The organism is Ureibacillus suwonensis (assembly GCF_042655065.1).
Taxonomy (GTDB): Bacteria; Bacillota; Bacilli; order Bacillales_A; family Planococcaceae; genus Ureibacillus; species Ureibacillus suwonensis.
The window spans coordinates 1-14,455 of the sequence record NZ_JBHSNQ010000062.1 but is presented as its reverse complement, the minus strand read 5'-3'; the positions used below and the strand labels follow the sequence as shown (position 1 = coordinate 14,455).

Here is a 14,455-nt window from a genome sequence, read left to right as displayed (position 1 = left end):
ACATACTGAAAAGGGCCGCAAATTCCCAAACCAATTTCAAAAATAAGGAAACAGAGCGAATGGAAAAACTCATTGTTTTCTCCATTCGCTCTGTTTTTATGGACTTTTTAGACAAGCCCTTTTTTATTTTTGATGTAACTTTTTTCCGCGTTAAACGTGGATATAGTGAAAGGAGGGCGTGAGAGTGAAGCGATGAATTTGGAGCAAATGTATGTTTTACATGTTCAAGATGTGTATCGATATATTTTTTCTCTCTGCAGAAATCAGGACTTGGCTCAAGATATCGTGCAGGAAACCTTCTATCGCGCCTTCCTGTATCTTGAAAGTTACAAAGAGGAGCAAATCCGGCCCTGGTTGTTTAAAGTGGCCTATCATACGTTTATTGATTGGATTCGGAAAGAGAAGCGGTTGACCTATGTGGGCGATATGACAACGGTTCATCCAAAAGTGACCGAAGCAACAGAGGATACGGTCATGAACCGGCAACATATCCATGAATGGCTGGCGCTTATTGATACTTTGCCGGTTCATAAGAGAAACCTCATTCTTTTAAGGGATTATTACCAATTTTCTTACCAGGAAATTGCGGAAATCCTCGGGATGCCCATTTCAAATGTAAAGGTGGCGATTTTCCGAATCAGAAAACAGCTGCGAACGAAAATGAAGGGGAGTGAGAAGGATGCGTTGCGAGGAAGTCAGAAAAAAACTTGAGGATTATCTTAACGGAACGTGCACAAATGAAGAAGAACGGGCCATAGAAGAACATTTGCAAACTTGCGAAGAATGCGAACGGGAAATGGAAGAACATATCAATCAGAAGAAGATATCGGCAAAGGATTGGAATGTTCCGGAGCTATCTTACATAGAACAGCGCAAAATTGTGCGCAAGGCGAAATGGAAAAATCGACTTTCCACTGCATTTACCGTTTTTGGCCTCTTCTTTATCATCAGCATTGGGTCGGCGATCGTTACGGGACTTTATTATAAAAATACCGGGTTGACAGCCAATCGGGTGATTCAAACGGCGATTCAAATGACGCTGCCCAATGTGTATAGTGATGGCGCAGGAACGAGTACGAATTTTTATTTTAACGCGGATATACAGGGGGATCTTCAGAAAAGTGTGGGCAGCGAAGAACGATATATCGGAAAATACCATGGAAAAATGATATTGAATTATTTGAACGGAATATCGAAGGAATGGGTGGACGGCCGATATGATTTAAGCTTAATTTTCCATTATCCACTTGGTTTCCTCAATGGCGCTTATGAAGAAAATCTTGAGGTTTATCGTCTTGGCGATGAGACTTGGGAAGCGTTGAATAAGTTGCCGGAAGGGACGGTTTCAGAGATAGCGGTCAGTTTGGATGGGGTTTATACCTTTGATGAAGTAAAAAGGCTGTTCAAGGATTATGATATCGATATTGTTTGGTATGCCATTGATACGGGTACGGCAAGGGACAATGATACGATTGATGTCAGTATAGGCGAAGATTTGTGGGGCATTCATGAATACGCTTGGTACAAACTGTTAGGTGATAATGTAGCCGATAAGGCCACAAAAGAAGATGCCTTTAAAAAAGGACTGGCATTTTTGGCGGAACATGCAACTTGGGCAAAACGCGTCATTTGGGATTTTGATCAAGAATCCATTAAGGAAATGCTGGATTATGTGGACGAACATGGCGTGAAATGCTATGGGGTTGTGTTGACGGGGCCGACAAAAGAGTTGGCAAAACTCGCTGACAATGAACATATTACCTATGCCGCTTTAGGGGAAGTGGATTTTTGGAACTGGACCGGAAAACAGACCGGCGGCGCACTTTATAATTGAATGTGCCTGCCATTTCATGAATTCCGCTCCTTGCGTAAACAATAATAATGAGGGGGGAGAACATGAAAACAGCCGTTTTTTTGGATCGGGATGGCGTCATCAATGAAGTGTTAACAGAACGGGTGAAATTTGTAAACAAGCCGAAAGATCTTCATTTTTTGCCGGGTGTACCGGAAGCGATCCGCAAATTGAATGAGCATTTTGATTATATTTTTGTTGTCACGAATCAGGGGGGAGTAGGCCTTGGGTTTATGAAGGAATCCCAGCTTCAAAAGGTGCATGAGCATATGGTGAATGAATTGAAAAAACACGGAGCCATTATCCATGATATCGCTTATTGCCCCCATAAACCAAAAGCGGGATGCGCCTGCCGCAAACCGGGTTCCAAAATGATTGAAGATTTGGCTGAAAAATATCAAGTGGATGTGTCCAACTCTTACATGGTGGGCGATACGGATACGGACATTCAAGCAGGGAAAAAAGCGGGAACGAAGACGGTTTTTATCGGTGAAGAGGATCCTTTGGCCGATGCGGCATTTCCTGATTTGCAAAGTGCGGCGGATTGGATCATCAAGGATGCCCAAAAAAATGATTGTTAAGCTGCAAGGATATTGCGGAAAGCTGCAGATAATTTCCTACCCACTGCAAATACTTGGCTCAAACCGGCAAGTATTTGCAACTAGTCCCCGAACAGTTGAATAAAATCCAACTCCTTGAGCAAAATGGTGTTCATTTCAATCCTGATTTGTTAAACTGCAAATAATTTATCCTGCACCGAAGAATAAACGATCGCACGATTGCAAAAATAAGAGAAAAAAGGAACGATACGAATGCAGCTCAACCCAGGATGGAATTTCCAAAACAGCTACATTAAACTGCCGCCCATTTTTTATACATGGCAAGAACCGACGCCTGTGGCATCACCAAAGCTCGTCATCTTCAATGAACCGCTTGCTGAAGAGCTGAACTTGGACAATGAAGCGCTGCAAACGGAAGAAGGGATTGCAACCTTTGCGGGAAACCATATTCCGGAAGGCGCCGAGCCGATTGCCCAAGCCTATGCGGGTCATCAATTCGGCTATTTCACTATGCTTGGTGATGGGCGGGCCATTCTTTTAGGAGAGCATGTCACATCAGAAAATCAACGTTTTGATATACAGTTGAAAGGCTCAGGTAGAACCCCCTATTCCCGCGGAGGAGATGGTCGGGCGGCTCTTGGCCCGATGCTTAGGGAATACATCATCAGTGAAGCGATGCATGCCCTTGGAATCCCGACGACAAGAAGTTTGGCCGTTGTCACGACAGGGGAAACGGTCATGCGTGAGCAATATCTTCCAGGAGCCATTTTGACAAGGGTCGCTTCAAGCCACATTCGCGTTGGTACTTTTGAATTTGCAAAAATGTTCGGCTCAAAGGAAGATTTGCAAGCTCTTTGCGACTATACAATAAAAAGGCACTACCCGCATCTTTTGAAAGAGGCGAATCCGTATCTCTCATTTTTAAAAGCAGTGATTGAGAAGCAGGCGGCGCTAATAGCCAAGTGGCAGCTTGTCGGCTTTGTCCATGGGGTCATGAATACAGATAATATGGCAATCAGCGGAGAGACGATCGATTATGGTCCTTGCGCTTTCATGGACATTTATCATCCGGAAACGGTTTTCAGTTCAATTGATACGTATGGCCGCTATGCTTATGGAAATCAACCGAAAATTGGCGGCTGGAATTTGGCGCGATTGGCAGAGGCGCTCATTCCACTATTGGATGAAGATAAGGAGAGAGCCGTTGGACTTGCCAAAGAAGCGATTGCAACCTATCCGGATCTTTACGTTTCCCATTATCTTGACGGTATGCGGAAAAAATTGGGGTTCGTTTCTGCCAAAGAGGAAGATGAAGAACTTATACAGCATTTGCTTGAATTAATGGAAACCTATGAGCAAGATTATACCAATACCTTTAGAGCATTAACATTGCAAAAACTGGAGGAACCTTTCTTCAAAACAGCGGAATTTCAACAATGGCATCAACGGTATCAGGCGCGATTAAAAGGACAAAACCCGGCCGATACTGAAAAAATCATGAAGCAACATAACCCTTCGGTGATTCCGCGCAATCACCGGGTTGAAGAAGCCCTTGAAGCGGCGGTGGAACGGGGCGATTTGTCGGTGGTGAAAAAGTTGGTATCGATTTTATCCGATCCTTATGCATATTCGGCGGAACAGGAGGAATACTGTACATTGCCAGTACATCCAAATGAACCGTATATTACTTATTGTGGTACGTAAATTTTGGAAGTGAATGGAGGAATCCATATGGAAAAAATCGAAGTAGGAGAAGTTTTTACAATTGGGGATGAAGAACAAGAAGAAGAAGTGGAAGTCGTTGCCGCGTTGACCATTGATGGACAGGATTATGTAGCAGTGGCTTTTGCAGATGATTTGCAAGAAGAAAACGAAGAAGATATCGAAGTGTTTTTCTTGAAAGTGGATGAAGAAGGGGACTTTGATGTAATCGAATCCGATGAAGAATTCGACAAAGTGGCGGAAGCTTTCGATGAGATGATGGACGAGATGGATGAAATGGATGAGTAAATCTTCAGGAGCGCGGAAAAAAATAGGCGCTCCTTTCTATTTTGCATTTCCTGGGGAAGCCATTTTACAGATTGGAACAAAAAGAGGACAATGCGGGTTTCTTAAAAAGACTGGCCACTTCGGCCTGAATACTTGAAAGAAAAAATGGATCAAACACTAGCCGCTTGTTAGATCCGCAAAAAGGGGCACTTTTGAATATGGGGATAATTATGATAGTCTAGATTTAAACAATCCTGAAAAAGGGGACTTCCAAAGTGCGCAATATTCAGTCAATGGGAATCGTTCTTGTCGTCAGTCTGCTCGGCGTTTGGATATTCAACTTGTTGCATTTGCCCGTGCCTTGGCTTTTGGGGCCGCTTTTTTTCGTGCTGATCAGCCAGTTTTTTATCAAAACGCACCTTTATTGGCCGTCTTCATTTCGCAACATAGGATTGATTGTCATCGGGATTTCGGTTGGGCAGAGTTTTCAATTTCACTTTTTCGAAAATATGGGCCGGCTCATCGGAATCATGTTGTCGATGAACGTGATGATTGCATTATTCAGCCTTCTTTTGGCATATGGACTTGTGAAAGCGGGGCATATATCGTTAAAAACGGCAATGACATGCACCGTTCCCGGCGGTCTTTCTCAGATAGTCGCTTTTGCGGAAGAAGAGAAAGAAATTGATTTGGCGGTTGTCACGTATTTTCATGTGGTCCGGGTCATCACGATCGTTTTGGGGATTCCGTTGCTGTTACATGCCCATGCAGCAGGTGGGGGGAAAGGAGCGGACTTTTCCTTGTCATCCTTTGCGGAATTGGTCCTTTTGCTTGTTGTGGCAGCAGGTTCGGTATGGGTGGGAAAGAAACTCAAAATTCCTGTCCCCTATTTTTTATCCCCATTGTTATTGGTCATCGGCATGCAAATTCTTTCTTTTGAAACGCCGGAAGTCCCTGGGGGGCTGCTTCATATCGCCCAACTGATGATGGGCGCTTATATTGGGCAATTGTTGACCCCGAAAATGCTCGTTCTTGGAAAAAGGATTGTCTTATTAGGTGTTGCAACGACCATCCTCTTGATGCTTTTTACGATTGGACAAGGGTGGATACTGATGAAAATGATGGGCTATTCATTGGCGACAAGCATTCTGGGCACGGCGGCAGGGGGACTTGATCAAATGAGCCTGCTTGCGAGTGCCATTGGCGCAGATGTAACGATTGTGACCATATTTCAAATGTTTCGGATTTTATTCGTGTTTATCATCGTTTTGCCTTTATTGAAAGCCTTTTGCCGGCATATCGATGAAAGGGATACCGGAAGAATTTAAATTTTCTCAAAGGTTGTTTCTTCGGACATTAATATATGCTATTAATTAATAGTAGTATTTTCATAGGATGGGCATGAAAGCGATTCAGTACCGATTTTGGCTGTACATACCGCAAAAACGACAAACAATAGTAAATAACTGTCGATTGTTGAAACCTATGAAAAAATGGTATGATATATATTAGTTTACGTCTTGAAAATTATTCTCAAAAATAATGGTTGTATTTGATAAGGGGAATATGACATAAAATGCAAAACAAGAATCTGGAATTATGGAAAAAAGCTGTAAAGACGGGAATTATCAAATCCAACCTGATTCCGATGTTCGCCGCCTTAATGCTTGCCCTTTATACGTATAATTTAAGTTTTATTGAAAATATACCGAATATGATTTACGCGCTCATCGGAACGGCATGTGTGATCGGTTCGGCCGGAATTTTCAACAATGTGTACGACCGGGATATTGATGCGAAAATGCCCCGTACTAAATTGAGGCCGTCCGTTACGGGAGAGATCAATATTCGCACAATGCTGATGGTGGGGATTGTTTTATTGATTGTGGGTCTCGGATTTTTGGCATTGACGACTTGGACAGCCGCTTTGCTTGGATTTCTTGGTGTGTTTTTCTACGTAGTTCCATATACGATGTGGACAAAGCGGAGAACGATTTGGAATACAGAAGTGGGAAGCATTTCCGGGGCGGTTCCGCCGTTGATCGGGTGGGCTGCTGTTGCACCGGACATTTGGCATCCGGCGTGCTGGGCGCTTTTCATCATCATGATTATTTGGCAGATGCCCCATTTCTACGCTTTGGCAATCCGCAAAAAAGATGATTATGCAATGGCAGAAATTCCGATGCTCCCAGTGATCAAAGGGGTCAAACGGACTTATATCCAAACCAATGTGTATTTGATTTTGTTGATGTTGACGAGTTTTTTGTTTGTCCCTTTGAGTTGGGGGTTGACGCTTTCTTCTCTTACGCTTGGAGGCATTTGGCTGTGGATCAGTTTGGTGGGATATCGCCAGATGGATGGAAAGAAATGGGCAAATAAAATGTTTGGCTACTCTTTGATTTATTTGACCGCTTTGTTTGCGACTGTCATCATCTATGCAGTGGTAGGAATCATATTCCGATGAAACCCGAATTGCGTGACAACCGAAAGTAAAATATTGCTTTCGGTTTTTTTTATGAACTGCAAGTATCAAAAATGGGACAAGATAGACATGCCGAAAAAGCGATGAAGTTAGTGAAGTTTATGGATTTATTGATAAAATGGATAAAAAATTAACAAAATATCTCTAAATTGTGACCGGGAATATGATAAAAATGTGACATATGAGTGGGGTGGGATACACAAAGGGATTTTTCGATGTTATAGTAGATTATGCAATGCAGAGAAAACAATGTTGTGTTTAAAAAATCGCTCTTTTAGTAATAGAAAAGTCGCTCATTTGAACCTTAATTTAAAGGCGTGTCCGACTGATACATAATACCTCCCCTAAAGTGCCAGGTTGTCAAAATGCCTGGCACTTTTTTTAACAATTTTCATTCGATAGATATACAATTTGGTTTTTGCCTTGCCTTTTTGCCATATATAGCGCCTGATCGGCCACTTTAAAGAGCTGGGCGAACTTTTTCGCATAAGGGAGGCTCGTTGTGCAAACCACTCCCATGCTCACAGTGACTTTGATTTCTTGGGATAGGTAGTTGACATAAAAAGAAGTGATTTCATTGTACAGTTTTTTCGCTTTTTCCATGATGTATTGGGGTTGGCCCTCTTTAAAGAGGACGATAAATTCATCGCCTCCGTAGCGTCCCACAATGGCATTTTCCTGATCTTCATTGGCCACTTTCAGACAGGCTTGCGCCACCCCTTTGATTACTTCATCGCCCATTAGATGTCCAAAAGTATCATTAATATCCTTAAATGAATCAACGTCAATAATCACACAACAGATGTGTTGGCCAGTGGATTTCGCTTCTTTCAACCATTTGTTGCATGTGGTTTCCAGAAAATAACGATTATAAACGCCTGTCAAACCATCTACATTTGCCCGCTTCTCAATTGCTTTAATGCTTTGCTGTACGTCAAAATCCCGCATTTTGGATGCAAGACGAATCGAAAACAGTTTTTCCGTAATTTTTATATATTCCTTCATCGCTTCGTAAGATTTTTTAAAGTTTCCAAGGGATTCATAAACATCTGCAATCGTTTTCAGTATCGATTTGAGTTTGATCTGATTCTTATATTCTGAATAAATATTGTAAGATTCATTCAATAGCCGCAATGCCTTGTCATAATCACCTTTGGCGCGATAAAAGGTGGCCTTCACGAAAAGGAAATTTGCTTTTTCATGTGGTAAATTATTAATATATTGATTGGGTTCTACATGTTTAATAACCTGTTCCGCTTTCTCCAATTCTTTCAGGCCGATATGAATGGATGCTATACTCAAATATATATGGCATTGCAATAATATTTCGCCAGGGCAATACTGTTCAGTAATTTTCAATGCTTGGTCGGCATAGTTTAAAGCTTCTTCATATTTTTCCTCGTGAATCAAATAATTGCAATAGGAGTTGTAGCTGCTGCTGACGGCATAATACATTTCCAATTCTTCCGCGATTTCTATACATTTTTGCATTGCCTTTTTTGCTTCATCATAATCTTCTTCATACTCGTAAATTAACGCGCTTAGACGGTATAAGTGATACTTGTCCCGATCGTCCCCGAATTCATTACATAAAATTTTATATTCCAGTATGTGTTGGAAAGCAGTTTCAATTTCACCTAAAAAATAATAGCAACCTGCAAGATGCAAATGGGCATTCATCATCCCTTTTACATCCACTGATTCTTTGGCCGAGTCCAATAATTCTTGCGCTGCCTTAATAGCTTCTGAATATTTGCCATCGGAAAAGAGGTTGTCGGTGAGCGATTCTAACCTGGTTAGATGGTATAATAGAGCGTTCATTCTAGATCACCTCTCTTTAAAAAAAAGGAAGAAATCCCGTGGCAAAGAAATGTTTAATGGGCATTTCTTCCTCAACTATATTATAAACGTCAAATGGAGACTAAAATGTATACAAACTTTGACAAAATTTGAGGTATATCAAAACATAAACACAGCACTAAATACTCAAATTTGGAGTGGAGGTTTCATATCGCAAGATAGATTCTGTGATAATATTCCTAAGTCTTTATAAGGATAATTTAGAAACTTCACATAAGTAATCGCAAAGCACACGCAATCCTTTATCAAAGTTTTCCAGGTGAAAGTGTTCGTTTGGCGCATGGAAGTTTTCCGTCGATAGACCGAATCCCATGAGCACAACAGGAACTTTCAAGATTTGATCAAAGGTTGCGACAATCGGAATGGAACCTCCACCGCGGGTGAATGCGGCAGGTACTTGATATACCTTTTCATAGGAACGGCTTGCTGCCTTGATTAACGGGTGATCAAAAGGTGTAAGGTAAGGAGCGCCGTTATCAAATTCATTGACACTGACTGTTACGCCTTTTGGAGTGTGTTTTTCGATATGTCTGCGAAGAAGGGCCACAATTTTGTCCGGATCCTGGTCCGGGACAAGACGGCAAGTGATTTTCGCGCCTGCTTCATTAGGCAAGACCGTTTTAATTCCTTCGCCGGAAAAGCCGCCAAAAATGCCGTTGATTTCAAGGGTAGGGCGGGCCCAAGTTCTTTCAAGGAAGGAGTAACCCTCTTCTCCAAATAATTCATCCACTCCAAGTTCCTTTTTCAAGGCTTCCTCATCAAATTGAAGATCTGCAAAGGCTTTGCGTTCTTCCTCTGTCAGTGGCCGGACGTCGTCATAAAATCCTTCGACAAGAATTTTCCCGTTCTTATCCCGGAATGAAGAAAGGATTTCGACCAAAGCATGAATGGCATTTTGCACACCTCCACCGTAGAGGCCGGAGTGCAAATCGCTGTTTGCTCCACGCACATCAATTTGGATTCCGGCAAGTCCCCGCAGTCCGTAGCAAATGGCAGGTTTCCCAGGTCCGTACATGCTAGTATCGGAAATCAGGACAAAATCCGCGGATAATTTTTCTTTATTTTCTTCAATATAAGCAGGAAGGTGGGCGCTGCCGATTTCTTCTTCCCCTTCGTAAAGGAACTTCACGTTGACAGGTAATGTGCCGAGTGTGGCAAAAAGCGCCTCAATCGCTTTTAATTGCATAAATACTTGTCCTTTATCATCCGAAGCTCCCCGGGCATACAATTTGTTTTCACGTATTTCAGGTTTGAAAGGTTCGGTCTCCCATAAGTTTAATGGATCCACGGGTTGAACGTCGTAATGGCCGTAAAATAATACGGTCGGTTTGCCTTCCGCATGAAGCCATTCGCCATAAACCACCGGATGGCCCGCTGTTGGATCGATGGACACGTTTTCAATGTTCAATTGCTCCAACTGATTTTTAAGCCACTGTGCTGCCCGTTCCACATCCTGTTTGTGCTCGGATAGGGAGCTGATGCTTGGAATGGATAAAAACTCAAACAGTTCTTGCAAATGCTTTTCCCGGTTTTCCTCAAAATAATCATGAAAATGTTGCAATTCCATGATAATCCTCCGCTCCTTTAATTTACTAAAAAATAGTATACCACATAATCAAAAAGTCCAACGAGATGTCAGAAATTTTTGAGAAAGGTAATAAACATTATGTGACTATAACAGGAATCTTACATGAATGTAATGTAATTGAAAGCTATTCATATAGAGTGTAATACAAAATTTTGGGAAAATATATGTAGAAAGTTTCTTAATACGGAGGAATTTAACGATGAGTAAAATTTGTGAAGTTTACGAAGAGTTTAATCGTTATATATATCATCTTTGTTTGAAATTGACACGCAATCCGTTGGAAGCAGAGGATTTAATGCAAGAAGTATGGGTAAAAGTTGTCCGCAATGAAAAGCAAGTGGAACAAGTTGATCATATAAAAGCATGGCTTACTACCATTACTATGAACACATTTCGGGACCGCTACCGGAAAAATGTGCGCCGGAGCAAATATGTGATGAGCCAACCTGAAACATTGGACGTTCCAATACTGGATTTGGTTCCGAATAATGAAGTTTCAACAGAAGAACAAATTGAAAAAGAAGTAGTGACAACAATCGTGCAGGAGAAAATGAAGCAGCTGGACAGTATTTATCAAAAAACCCTTTGGTACTTTTATGTGGAACAATATTCTTTGGCGGAAATTTCGATGTTGATGAAGGTGTCGATCGGGACTGTGAAATCCCGTTTATTCCGGGCAAAGCAAAGATTGAAAGAAATTTTATTGTCTGATCGCAATTTGGCTGATGTGGTCGTGCCGGTATAAGGATCGCCGACATTCTTTCAGAAAATGCTTATCATGGGATTTGCAAAACTTGTGGTTTATTGCCGCAAGTTTTTTTTTATGAAAATATAAATGCAAGCCGCTTTTTTTGGCAACTTGCATTTTACCTGATTTGTTGAAGAACGAACATATTCAAACCCCTTCCTTATTTTTGAGGAGAATGTTCCAAACATTTTTCGAAAATCTGCTGCAATGTTTGAATTTCCTCATTGGATAGCATGCCAAACATGGAATGGATTAAAGCCATCACTTGTGATTTGGATTCTTCCAACACTTTTTTTCCTTCTGGTGTAATGGCGATCTGTGTAACACGACGGTCTTTTGAGCTTTGGGTTTTTTCGATATATCCGCCATTCAATAGTTTGGATGTTAGTACGGTTACTCCGCCAGTTGTGATTTTTAAGCGTTCAGCAATGACAGAGGGGCGTTTTGGACCTTCCTTTGCAAGCAAGTCCAAAAGGAGGATATGGGTTTTTGAAAATCCCAAGTCATTAATTTGATTCCATTCATTTGACCATTTGCGCTCCAGCGAAGCAACGACTTCAAAGAGAGCGGAAATGTTATCATATCTTTGGTTATTCATTATTTTCAGCTCCACTTTCAATTTTCATCAAGCAACGCAGGGAAAACATCAGCTTACGATTTCCTCGGCATGTTTGATCAATTCATTTAATTCATAAGCGCGAACTTTACGTGGGATAAAGCGACGGATGTCCATTTCATTATAACCGACTTGGATACGTTTTTCGTCAACGATGATAGGGCTGCGAAGCATACGAGGGTGTTCTCTGATCAATTCATAAAGCTCTTGGATGGATAGCTGGTCGATGTCGACGTTCAAATTTTTGAAATCGTTTGAGTTGGTCGCAATAATTTCATCTGTTCCGTCTTCAGTCAAACGTAAGATGTTTTTGAACTCAGAGAGTGTCATTGGTTGAGATGTAATGCGTTTTTCCACAAACGGAATGTTGTGTTCTTTGAGCCATTTGATCGCTTTTCGGGAAGAAGAACAACTTGATTGAGTGTAGATGGTAACTGTCATAATTTACCGCCTCCAGAATGGTTTTTAAATTTACTAGGAAAATACAGCATTAAATATCTTACTGGTAAGATAATTGGAAGTCAAATAATTTGAAAGTGGATGAAAGAATAATGCAATAACCGATTTTCTATTAATAATTACGTTTTTATTGGGCGGAAGTTTCATTTTTTTAAAGAAATTTTGATAAAATTTTTTATTTGAATAAAGTTTTTTTGGCAGGCAATTCTCTTTTTGCGATATGGGAAAAATGATTTTTTATCTATCTGATCAGGGCTCAAAATTTTATGTTTATTGGAAAAAAAACCGCCCGCGAAATCAAAGTTCCGCGAGCAGCTTATTAAGTTCGGCCAATTTCTTTTCCATTCGGGCAAGGCGTTCTTCGGCTTCCATGACAGAGTTGATATGGCCGGTATTTTCAAGCTTCTCGATATCGCCTTGTAAATTGATATAATCCATTTTTATTTCAGCGATTTGCTGTTCGATTTCCCGTTTTGTAAGCATAGATAACTCCCATCTTTCTTGTTCGTTGCGCAATAACGATATTTTAGCACAAAAATGGGCGATTTTCATTTATAAAAGGACTCGAAGGCAAATTGCTGTTTTATCATTGAATACGATTTTTTATTGAAATAAAAAACAATCATGAATTTTCATTCACAACCNCTGCAGAAGGAATTCAATTCTGTAATCAATTATTCCAGATTGAAAGACAAATCAGTGAAAAATTTGAGAACTGTACTCCCGAACAGCGCAAAGAATACCGTCTTGAACACAGTAAACCTGTGTTAGACGCTTTTTTGGCATGGCTAAAAACAAAACGCCCTCAAGTTCCCCCAAAAAGTAACTTGGGCGAAGCGATGACATATTGTCTAAATCAATGGTCCAAACTGATTGCATTCCTAAAAGATGGTCGACTTGAAATCGATAATAATCGTGCAGAACGATCCATTAAACCATTCGTGATGGGCCGGAAGGCATGGCTATTTGCGCAATCGATGAAAGGTGCATCAGCCAGCGCAATTATTTATAGCATTGTCGAAACAGCTAAAGAGAATCAATTAAATCCACTGAACTACTTAACCTATCTTTTCGAACAATTACCATTGATAGATTTCAATAATGTAGAAGCCATCGATCAACTCCTCCCTTGGTCGAAGACAATTCCAGAAGAATGTCGCGTACCAAATAAAACTAAATAAAAGCATACAATAAACGCCCACGAACTGGCATGAAAATGGATATTTCTTTCCCATAATGTAGATAACACAAACAGTTAACAATACGTAGGCTTTTATGGTGGATGATACCCTGAATAAAAAACTGTTTGAGTGGATTTGGTGAACAACCCATTGTTAGCTCATTCATTTGGAATGATGACTACGTACAGAAAAATGCTTATATTTCAAATTCACTCGCTGTTTGTGAATCTACTTTATGGGAGGGATTATATTGGATGTACTGATGACACGTTGTGCAGGATTAGATGTACATGCTGAAACAATTGTTGCTTGTGTCATGATTGGCGAACAGGACGATGAATTATTCATTGAAACAGAAACTTTCCCCACTTTAACAAAGGATCTCTTTCGTTTACTAAAGTGGTTGGAAAACCATGGCATTACGCACATTGCGATGGAGAGTACTGGAGTTTATTGGAAACCTGTTTATAACATTTTGGAGGATTACTTTGATATTACATTAGCGAATGCTCAAAGAATCAAGAATGTCCCTGGAAGAAAAACAGATGTTTCGGATGCAGAGTGGATTGCGAAGTTATTGCGTTATGGACTGATTGAAAAAAGTTTTGTTCCACCAGAAGATATACGAAACCTTCGTGATTTAACTCGGCTTCGTAAAAAATGGATCGGCCATTTGACTTCAGAAAAAAATAGGATTCTGAAAGTATTAGAATGCTCAAATGTTAAACTAAATTCAGTTATTTCAGATGTGTTTGGTGTTTCTGGAAGAAAACTTCTATCCAAATTAATTCAAAATGGATATGTTGATTCCATTGATGTAGAAATTAGTATTCACGGAAGAATGAAGCACAAAAAACAAATGATTACAGACTCTTTATTCGGTACTTTAAACGATCATCAAATCTTTCTAATCAAACAATCTTGGCAACACATCGTTTATTTAGAATCATTAATCAGCCAAATCGAGGAAAGAATAGATGAAATTCTGAAGAATTATAAAGAAGAAGTGGAGTTATTACTAACGATTCCGGGTATTAAAAAGGATTCCGCAGCAATTATTATTGCAGAGATTGGGGTGAACATGGAACAATTTCCTACCTCTCAACACTTAGCGTCTTGG

15 protein-coding genes are annotated in these 14,455 nt (G+C 40.5%); 10 read left to right on the top strand and 5 right to left on the bottom strand.

Going from position 1 to position 14,455, the window contains the following annotated elements:
* The first annotated feature begins 192 nt into the window (after positions 1–192).
* The 7 genes from ACFPOH_RS07480 (at position 193) to cyoE (ending at position 6,865) form a co-directional block, all read left to right on the top strand.
* A complete protein-coding gene (locus tag ACFPOH_RS07480) occupies positions 193–711 on the top strand; it encodes an RNA polymerase sigma factor (RefSeq protein ID WP_096552022.1) in 519 nt (172 codons plus the stop codon).
* On the top strand, positions 680–1,834 hold the full coding sequence (locus tag ACFPOH_RS07475) for an anti-sigma factor (RefSeq protein WP_342470461.1): 1,155 nt from the start codon (positions 680–682) through the stop codon (positions 1,832–1,834). The genes ACFPOH_RS07480 and ACFPOH_RS07475 overlap by 32 nt, the downstream gene beginning before the upstream one ends.
* A gap of 62 nt (positions 1,835–1,896) precedes the next feature.
* Complete coding sequence (locus ACFPOH_RS07470) at positions 1,897–2,433, top strand: D-glycero-alpha-D-manno-heptose-1,7-bisphosphate 7-phosphatase (protein WP_096552018.1); 537 nt, start codon at positions 1,897–1,899, stop codon at positions 2,431–2,433.
* A gap of 231 nt (positions 2,434–2,664) precedes the next feature.
* Complete coding sequence (locus ACFPOH_RS07465) at positions 2,665–4,116, top strand: protein adenylyltransferase SelO (RefSeq protein WP_342580847.1); 1,452 nt, start codon at positions 2,665–2,667, stop codon at positions 4,114–4,116.
* A 27-nt stretch (positions 4,117–4,143) separates the two neighbouring features.
* Complete coding sequence (locus ACFPOH_RS07460) at positions 4,144–4,422, top strand: DUF1292 domain-containing protein (protein WP_342470459.1); 279 nt, start codon at positions 4,144–4,146, stop codon at positions 4,420–4,422.
* Between the two features lie 254 nt (positions 4,423–4,676).
* Positions 4,677–5,729, top strand: a complete 1,053-nt coding sequence (locus ACFPOH_RS07455; protein WP_390309303.1) for an AbrB family transcriptional regulator — start codon at positions 4,677–4,679, stop codon at positions 5,727–5,729.
* Between the two features lie 248 nt (positions 5,730–5,977).
* Entirely contained in the window at positions 5,978–6,865 is an 888-nt protein-coding gene (gene cyoE, locus ACFPOH_RS07450; protein ID WP_342470457.1) for a heme o synthase, read from the top strand.
* 399 nt (positions 6,866–7,264) lie between these two features.
* Here the strand turns inward: cyoE and ACFPOH_RS07445 are convergent, their stop codons facing one another.
* Complete coding sequence (locus ACFPOH_RS07445) at positions 7,265–8,704, bottom strand: tetratricopeptide repeat-containing diguanylate cyclase (protein ID WP_342470456.1); 1,440 nt, start codon at positions 8,702–8,704, stop codon at positions 7,265–7,267.
* A gap of 226 nt (positions 8,705–8,930) precedes the next feature.
* The gene (locus ACFPOH_RS07440) at positions 8,931–10,310 is read right to left on the bottom strand and encodes a dipeptidase (protein ID WP_342470455.1); all 1,380 of its coding nucleotides are present in this window, start codon (positions 10,308–10,310) and stop codon (positions 8,931–8,933) included.
* Positions 10,311–10,530: 220 nt separating this feature from the next.
* On the opposite strand from ACFPOH_RS07440, the gene ACFPOH_RS07435 reads away from it, so the two are divergent.
* On the top strand, positions 10,531–11,076 hold the full coding sequence (locus tag ACFPOH_RS07435; RefSeq protein ID WP_342470454.1) for an RNA polymerase sigma factor: 546 nt from the start codon (positions 10,531–10,533) through the stop codon (positions 11,074–11,076).
* Between the two features lie 163 nt (positions 11,077–11,239).
* Here the strand turns inward: ACFPOH_RS07435 and ACFPOH_RS07430 are convergent, their stop codons facing one another.
* The 3 genes from ACFPOH_RS07430 to ACFPOH_RS07420 form a co-directional block, all read right to left on the bottom strand.
* Positions 11,240–11,677, bottom strand: a complete 438-nt coding sequence (locus tag ACFPOH_RS07430; protein ID WP_342470453.1) for a MarR family winged helix-turn-helix transcriptional regulator — start codon at positions 11,675–11,677, stop codon at positions 11,240–11,242.
* 48 nt (positions 11,678–11,725) lie between these two features.
* Positions 11,726–12,136 (bottom strand): transcriptional regulator SpxA, encoded by a 411-nt coding sequence (spxA, locus tag ACFPOH_RS07425; RefSeq protein ID WP_342470452.1) that lies wholly within the window; start codon positions 12,134–12,136, stop codon positions 11,726–11,728.
* Between the two features lie 315 nt (positions 12,137–12,451).
* The gene (locus tag ACFPOH_RS07420; RefSeq protein ID WP_342470451.1) at positions 12,452–12,637 is read right to left on the bottom strand and encodes an SE1832 family protein; all 186 of its coding nucleotides are present in this window, start codon (positions 12,635–12,637) and stop codon (positions 12,452–12,454) included.
* A gap of 110 nt (positions 12,638–12,747) precedes the next feature.
* Here ACFPOH_RS07420 and ACFPOH_RS07415 point away from each other — a divergent pair, with 110 nt between their 5' ends.
* Both ACFPOH_RS07415 and ACFPOH_RS07410 read left to right on the top strand, forming a co-directional pair.
* On the top strand, positions 12,748–13,335 hold the full coding sequence (locus ACFPOH_RS07415; protein ID WP_390309305.1) for an IS66 family transposase: 588 nt from the start codon (positions 12,748–12,750) through the stop codon (positions 13,333–13,335).
* 250 nt (positions 13,336–13,585) lie between these two features.
* A partial coding sequence (locus ACFPOH_RS07410; RefSeq protein ID WP_390309302.1) for an IS110 family RNA-guided transposase occupies positions 13,586–14,455 on the top strand: 870 nt, incomplete at its 3' end.